At 55.3% G+C, this 6,377-nt stretch carries 6 protein-coding genes and 1 rRNA gene (1 of these 7 only partly in view); 2 read left to right on the top strand and 5 right to left on the bottom strand.

All coding sequences use genetic code 11. From position 1 onward, the window contains the following. A 16S ribosomal RNA gene (locus tag E0E17_RS08335) occupies nt 1-294 on the bottom strand (it extends 1,248 nt beyond the left edge of the window). Nucleotides 295-912: 618 nt separating this feature from the next. Here E0E17_RS08335 and purH point away from each other — a divergent pair. After that, a complete protein-coding gene (gene purH, locus E0E17_RS08330; protein WP_130833294.1) occupies nt 913-2,502 on the top strand; it encodes a bifunctional phosphoribosylaminoimidazolecarboxamide formyltransferase/IMP cyclohydrolase in 1,590 nt (529 codons plus the stop codon). Between the two features lie 20 nt (nt 2,503-2,522). Beyond that, a complete protein-coding gene (gene purD, locus E0E17_RS08325; RefSeq protein WP_130833292.1) occupies nt 2,523-3,803 on the top strand; it encodes a phosphoribosylamine--glycine ligase in 1,281 nt (426 codons plus the stop codon). A 60-nt stretch (nt 3,804-3,863) separates the two neighbouring features. Here purD and E0E17_RS08320 read toward each other — a convergent pair whose 3' ends face one another. The 4 genes from E0E17_RS08320 to nfi all read right to left on the bottom strand — a co-directional run bounded on the left by E0E17_RS08320 (nt 3,864) and on the right by nfi (nt 6,376). Next, complete coding sequence (locus E0E17_RS08320; protein WP_130833290.1) at nt 3,864-4,529, bottom strand: DUF1481 domain-containing protein; 666 nt, start codon at nt 4,527-4,529, stop codon at nt 3,864-3,866. A 64-nt stretch (nt 4,530-4,593) separates the two neighbouring features. After that, nucleotides 4,594-4,866 (bottom strand): nucleoid-associated protein HU-alpha, encoded by a 273-nt coding sequence (hupA, locus tag E0E17_RS08315; protein WP_006121511.1) that lies wholly within the window; start codon nt 4,864-4,866, stop codon nt 4,594-4,596. 188 nt (nt 4,867-5,054) lie between these two features. Continuing rightward, nucleotides 5,055-5,645 (bottom strand): YjaG family protein, encoded by a 591-nt coding sequence (locus E0E17_RS08310; RefSeq protein ID WP_130833288.1) that lies wholly within the window; start codon nt 5,643-5,645, stop codon nt 5,055-5,057. 62 nt (nt 5,646-5,707) lie between these two features. Next, nucleotides 5,708-6,376, bottom strand: coding sequence for a deoxyribonuclease V (nfi, locus tag E0E17_RS08305; RefSeq protein WP_130833286.1), 669 nt, complete (start codon nt 6,374-6,376; stop codon nt 5,708-5,710). Nucleotide 6,377: the final 1 nt, after the last annotated feature.

The raw sequence follows: 6,377 nt of genomic DNA, 5'->3' as shown, positions 1-6,377 counted from the left end.
ACCAGCTAGGGATCGTCGCCCAGGTAGGCCGTTACCCTGCCTGCTAGCTAATCCCATCTGGGTTCATCCGATGGTGTGAGGCCCGAAGGTCCCCCACTTTGGTCTTGCGACATTATGCGGTATTAGCCACCGTTTCCAGTGGTTATCCCCCTCCATCGGGCAGATCCCCAGACATTACTCACCCGTCCGCCACTCGCCACCCGGAAAGCAAGCTTTCCTGTGCTGCCGTTCGACTTGCATGTGTTAGGCCTGCCGCCAGCGTTCAATCTGAGCCATGATCAAACTCTTCAATTAAAAGCTTGATTTGCTTCAACTCGTGAAGCGATGCTCAAGGAAAAACGTCGTAATGAATTACGTGTTCACTCTTGAGACTTGATATTTTTTAAGCCCGGAGGCTCCGATATCAATCCTGCGAGTGCCCACACAGATTGTCTGATAAATTGTTAAAGAGCGGTGCGACGCGGCTCAGCCGTCTGTCGCGAGGTGGCGTATATTACGCTTTCCTCCTTCAGAGTCAATCCTTTTTTTTCAGGATTTTTCTCCGGCGGTTCAGCGGACTGAACCTTTCAACGCGGCGGCCTGTATGCCGTTGTTCCGTGTCGATGGAGGCGCATTATAGGGAGTTGTTTGGTGAGCGCAACCGCTAAATTCAGAGAAAATGACTGTTCGCTGCATTCCACAGCAAAACCGGGCTTTATACGCAGTTACACACAACCTTATCCACAACCCGCTATATCACATAATTTAGACGAGCATCACGCAAACGTTTTCGCTACAATGCCCGACGACGTAACGGCCTGCCCCTTTTCGGGGCGTTACCTGAAGCTTTCTTCCTTATATAAAGAAATGGGAAGACTAAGCTTGATGTAACGCTCTTATTTTTGCGAAACAAAGCCAAGGGATAAAACCACCATGCAACAACGTCGTCCTGTACGCCGCGCTCTGCTGAGTGTCTCTGACAAAGCCGGTATCCTCGAATTTGCTCAGGCGCTCTCCAGCCGTGGTGTTGAGCTGCTCTCCACTGGCGGTACTGCTCGCCTGCTGGCAGAAGCGGGCCTGCCTGTGACTGAAGTCTCTGACTACACCGGTTTTCCGGAAATGATGGATGGACGCGTTAAAACGCTGCACCCAAAAGTCCATGGTGGCATCCTCGGCCGTCGCGGCCAGGATGATGCCATTATGGCGCAGCATGACATCGCGCCTATCGACATGGTGGTCGTAAACCTCTATCCGTTTGCCGAGACCGTCGCGCGTGAAGGCTGCTCATTAGAAGATGCGGTTGAGAACATCGATATTGGCGGCCCGACTATGGTGCGCTCCGCTGCGAAGAACCATAAAGATGTGGCGATTGTGGTGAAGAGCAGCGACTACGACACCATCATTGCCGAAATGGACGCCAACGAAAACTCGCTGACGCTGGAAACACGTTTCGATCTTGCCATCAAAGCCTTTGAGCATACGGCAGCGTACGACAGCATGATCGCCAACTATTTTGGCTCGCTGGTCCCCGCCTATCACAGCGATGATAAAACCCCGGCTGGCCGCTTCCCGCGTACGCTGAACCTGAACTTTATTAAAAAGCAGGATATGCGTTATGGCGAAAACAGCCACCAGCAAGCGGCCTTCTATATAGAAGAGAAGGTAAGCGAAGCTTCTGTAGCCACTGCCCGCCAGGTACAGGGCAAGGCACTATCCTATAACAACATCGCCGATACCGATGCAGCCCTGGAATGCGTCAAAGCCTTCAGTGAGCCAGCTTGTGTAATCGTCAAACATGCCAACCCCTGTGGCGTGGCCGTGGGCAGCACCATTCTGGAAGCCTATGAGCGCGCTTATAAAACCGATCCCACCTCAGCGTTTGGCGGCATCATCGCTTTTAACCGTGAGCTGGATGAAAGCACTGCCAAAGCCATTATCAGCCGCCAGTTTGTTGAGGTGATTATTGCCCCTGCCGCCAGCGACGCCGCGCTGAAGATTACGGCCAGCAAACAGAACGTGCGGGTATTAGTTTGCGGTCAGTGGCAGGAACGCGTTGCGGGTCTCGACTTCAAACGCGTCAACGGCGGCCTGCTGGTGCAGGATCGCGATCTTGGCATGGTGGACGCCAGCCAGCTACGCGTCGTCAGCCAGCGTCAGCCCAGCGAACAGGAGCTGCGCGATGCGCTGTTCTGCTGGAAGGTTGCCAAATTCGTGAAGTCCAACGCTATCGTTTATGCCCGTGACAATATGACCGTGGGTATTGGTGCCGGTCAGATGAGCCGCGTTTATTCAGCGAAAATTGCCGGCATCAAAGCGGCCGATGAAGGACTGGAAGTAAAAGGTTCCGCGATGGCGTCTGACGCTTTCTTCCCGTTCCGCGATGGTATTGATGCGGCAGCAGCTGTCGGCGTGACCTGTGTGATTCAGCCTGGCGGCTCTATTCGTGATGATGAAGTGATTGCCGCGGCTGACGAGCACGGTATCGCCATGATTTTTACTGACATGCGTCATTTCCGCCATTAATCGTCAGCAGAGGAACCGAGATGAAAATTTTAGTCATTGGTAATGGCGGACGCGAACACGCTCTGGCCTGGAAAGCTGCCCAGTCTCCGCTGGCGGAAACCGTCTATGTCGCGCCGGGAAATGCCGGTACCGCGCTGGAACCGGCACTGCAAAATGTTCCCATCAGCGCGACGGATATCCCCGCGCTGTTGAACTTCGCGCAGCAGGAGCAGATTGATCTCACCATCGTGGGTCCGGAAGCGCCGCTGGTTATGGGCGTTGTCGACGTCTTTCGCGCGGCGGGGCTGAAAATATTTGGTCCCACTCAGGCAGCGGCGCAGCTGGAAGGTTCAAAAGCCTTTACCAAGGATTTTCTGGCCCGTCACCATATCCCTACCGCGGAATATCAGAACTTCACCGAAGTGGAGCCGGCGCTTGCTTACCTGCGGGAAAAAGGCGCGCCTATCGTGATCAAAGCTGATGGCCTGGCTGCGGGTAAAGGCGTAATCGTGGCGATGACACAGCAGGAAGCGGAAGACGCAGTAAAAGATATGCTGGCAGGTAACGCCTTTGGCGATGCGGGTCACCGTATCGTTATTGAAGAATTCCTCGACGGCGAAGAGGCCAGCTTTATCGTGATGGTCGACGGTGAAAACGTACTGGCGATGGCCACCAGTCAGGATCACAAACGCGTCGGCGATGGCGATACGGGTCCGAATACCGGCGGTATGGGCGCCTATTCACCGGCCCCGGTGGTCAGCGAAACGATCCACCAGCGCGTGATGGATCAGGTGATCTGGCCAACGGTGCGCGGCATGGCGGCTGAAGGTAACGTTTATACCGGCTTCCTTTATGCGGGTCTGATGATCGATAAAGCGGGCCAGCCGAAGGTGATCGAATTTAACTGCCGCTTCGGCGATCCCGAAACCCAGCCGATCATGCTGCGCCTGCAATCCGATCTGGTCGATCTTTGCCTGGCCGCCTGCGACGGCAAGCTGGATCAAAAAGATTCCCAGTGGGATCCGCGTCCGGCGCTGGGCGTTGTCCTGGCCGCTGGCGGCTATCCGGGCGACTACGCTACCGGCGATCAGATTCACGGCTTACCGTTAGAAGAAGTGCCAGATGGGAAAGTGTTCCATGCGGGAACCCGACTGGAAAATGATTTGGTGCTTACCAATGGTGGACGTGTGCTGTGCGTAACGGCGCTGGGCGAAGATGTAGCGGCAGCGCAAAAACGGGCCTATGCGCTGGCGCAGGATATCCGCTGGGACGGCAGCTTCTGCCGTAAAGATATCGGCTATCGCGCTATCAACCGGCAGTAACCTCTCAGGGGCACGCGTTGCCCCTCTCTTCTGCCCGTGCGGCATTGCGCACGCCTGGCGTTAAAAATTATCTTCTTGCGGCTGCCAGCGACAGTCATCTTCATGACTGGTGCGCAGCAGCTGCACTTCTCCCGGCACTTCCAGCCAGGAAACCATCAGCGGTGAACGGGCAACCCGCTGCTGTTGCTCCAGCGTGCTGCGTGTCATCTCATCGAAGGCGGGAGCGACAACTGTCCCTTCGCAACTCAACACACGTCCTCCGCCCTGCCAGTGCCCCTGACGCAACACGACCCGGCCACTGAGTAGCACATCACTGATTTTCAGCATGCGCTGAGCGTCAAAGCTGTAGAGTTCTACCGCATCGGGTGACACCGCTTCGCGTCGCCCGGCCAGCTGCCGCTGCATAAAGCTCAGGCTGCCATTCTGGTCAAAACGCAGAGTAACATCATCAGGCTGCGTGCCCTTTACATGGCGCTCTACGCTCAGCAGTTGCCCGTCCAGCCAGTGGTAATCGCTGACCTCGGTGGCATCGCCATTAAAAGGTGTGTACACCGTTCTGAGATGGATTGCGCGGTGCTCGTCGTTCTTGCGCCAGATACGTACGGCGCCGCGATCGGCAAGATAGCCACTGGCAGTAAAGGCGGGAATATCCGGTGTGGAACTGCAACCGACCAGCAGCGCAGTGATAAACAGGCTGAGCGCGCGATGACAATGTTTTTTCAGCATGGCAGACACCCAAACAAAAGGGGCGAATCCGCCCCCTTCTTAAACCTTGCCGCAATGCGGTGTCTTACTTAACAGCGTCTTTCAGTGCCTTGCCAGACACGAATGCCGGTACGTTAGCCGCAGCGATTTTAATTTCTTTGCCGGTCTGCGGGTTACGACCCGTGCGCTCAGCGCGATGGTTCACTTTGAAAGTACCAAAGCCAACCAGTTGCACAGCATCACCTTCTTTCAGAGACTCAGTGATCGCAGCCAGTGTTGATTCCAGTGCCGCTTTAGCCTGGGTTTTTGACAGGTCCGCTTTTTCCGCGATCACATCAATCAGTTGAGTCTTGTTCATAAGTTATCCTTAAAGTGTATTTATCGCCTGCTAAGCAACGAGTGCGAGGGAAAAGCCATATTCAGGCACTCTTCAGCCTGCACGCACCGATAGCCACAATTTTCAGCCCCCCAAATGTAGACCAGACAGGGGGCCAATGTGAAGCCTCCAGGCAGGGTAATTCAGGCCTGGAATCACGTTTTCTCGCCTTATTGCTTAAAAAGTATACCGATATTGCTGATCCCCGCTTCCCGCAGGTCCGATCGCAGACCTTTTATTAATTCAAGGTCTCGCTCTTCACAGGCTGCAAGCAGGCGAAATATCTCCCATTGCAGGTCCCATTCATCGATTATCGCCTGGTTCTCTTTTAGCTCTTTATCGGTCATTTCCCGCCCGGCCTGCGTCATTTCCAGCATGGCCACGGTGGTCACTGATGTTTTGCTGACTTCGATGGCGTGCTCCAGCGTTTCCCCGCTTAAACGGGAGTGGAGCAGTTCACTTAACGCGACACAGGCATCAATAGCCGGATAGACGCCGTAGATATCAAAGTCGTCGCCGTCGGGGATGACATCCTCCAGCTTTTCCAGCTGGCTGTCGAAATTAATCTTCGCATCTTTGACCGTCAGAGTTTCCCAGACGAGATCCAGGATACGGCGATACAGCTGCGGGTCAGCAAATCCCGTTTGCTGACAAAAAGCCCAGTAATTGGGGTACATGCGCTCACACAGACAGGCCATAAAGGTGACGTGCTGCCAGCTTTCCAGCTTCTCAAGGCGCAGATGAATCGGGTTAAGTAACATGAGGCAGACTCTTATCGAAATAGCTGGCGGCAGTGTACAGCAAAAGGCGCTGACAGGCAGCGTTAAAGCGTGTTCTGCCAGCGCTGAAAGGCGGTACGATTCGAGGCCACCGCATCCGCCCAGCGCGTCGGTTCCGGCAGACGATAACCGCCCATGCATTTTTCTACCCAGTGCAGCGCACTGTCGAGGCTGACGCGATGCCCGGTGGCGATGAACAGGGGATTACAGCGCTTTTTGCTGCGCCACACCCAGCCAATCTGCTCGCCTTTATCCATCAGCGGCTGACGCGAACCCGGCGTCTCATCCAGCTCCGCATAACGACCACACAGACGCTTTTTGGCGACGCCAATCGTCGGCACATCCACCAGCAAACCAAAATGCGAAGCAACGCCAAGACGACGCGGATGCGAGATACCATGGCCGTCGACAAACAGCAGGTCCGGCTTCTGCTCCAGCATCTCCCAGGCCGCCAGCAGCGCCGGGTATTCACGAAACGAGAGGAAGCCGGGAATATAAGGCATGGTGGTCGCGATGCGCGCAACGCGATGTTCCACCAGTTTCAGCGAGGGGTACTCCAGAATAACTATTGCGGCACGTGTGACCTCGCCCTCCTGCTCGAATCCCACATCTGCGCCCGCGATAAAACGCGGTGGCAGCACATCGAAATCATCTTCACGCACCACTTCCGCCGCGCGTGACAGCTGTTCGGCACGTAATGCCGCAATATCCATA

Source organism: [Erwinia] mediterraneensis (assembly GCF_900604315.1).
Lineage (GTDB): Bacteria > Pseudomonadota > Gammaproteobacteria > Enterobacterales > Enterobacteriaceae > Pantoea > Pantoea mediterraneensis_A.
This window is presented reverse-complemented; position numbering and strand designations above follow the sequence as displayed.

Coding starts and splice junctions, on each gene's coding strand:
- purD (WP_130833292.1), top strand. CDS start 2,523: ATGAAAATTTTAGTCATTGGTAATGGCGGACGCGAACACGCTCTGGCC.
- E0E17_RS08310 (WP_130833288.1), bottom strand. CDS start 5,645: ATGTTACTTAACCCGATTCATCTGCGCCTTGAGAAGCTGGAAAGCTGG.
- E0E17_RS08320 (WP_130833290.1), bottom strand. CDS start 4,529: ATGCTGAAAAAACATTGTCATCGCGCGCTCAGCCTGTTTATCACTGCG.
- hupA (WP_006121511.1), bottom strand. CDS start 4,866: ATGAACAAGACTCAACTGATTGATGTGATCGCGGAAAAAGCGGACCTG.
- purH (WP_130833294.1), top strand. CDS start 913: ATGCAACAACGTCGTCCTGTACGCCGCGCTCTGCTGAGTGTCTCTGAC.
- nfi (WP_130833286.1), bottom strand. CDS start 6,376: ATGGATATTGCGGCATTACGTGCCGAACAGCTGTCACGCGCGGCGGAA.